This is a genomic window from Paenibacillus sp. EKM301P, from assembly GCF_011800295.1.
GTDB classification, from domain to species: Bacteria; Bacillota; Bacilli; order Paenibacillales; family Paenibacillaceae; genus Paenibacillus; species Paenibacillus polymyxa.
Genome location: NZ_JAALFM010000098.1, coordinates 1 through 401 on the forward strand (window position 1 = coordinate 1; position 401 = coordinate 401).

Consider the following 401-nt stretch of genomic DNA (forward strand, 5'->3'; position numbering starts at 1 on the left):
TGCACCATCAGACCGACCAGTTTGTCAGGTCCTACTCCCTGTGCTTGAAGCACTCGTGCCAGCGAATTCGCCCGTTCATTCAGCTCTCGATACGTCAGACGCTGATGTTCAAACACCAATGCCACCTGATCCGGCGTACACTCCACCTGCTCCTCGAACAGCTGATGGATCGTTTGATGAGACGGAAATGCACAAGCGGTATCATTAAAGGCCGCTGTAATTTGCTGTTTTTCCGCTGCTGTGAGTAGTTCCAGCTCTTCCACTCGAACATGCGGGTTGAGCGAAATTTGCTCCAAGAGACGCGCAAAATGTCCATACAGACGTTCAATACCTGCTTGATCAAAGCTGAGCGTGTTATACATAAAACGAATCTTGATGCCTTCACCTGGCATCACGACAAC

Annotated in this window: 1 protein-coding gene; it reads right to left on the reverse strand. The window is 49.9% G+C overall.

Features of this window, described 5'->3' with window-relative positions; translation table 11 throughout:
- On the reverse strand, positions 1-401 hold a 401-nt coding region (locus HFD99_RS25005; protein ID WP_167441070.1), incomplete at both ends, for an AMP-binding protein.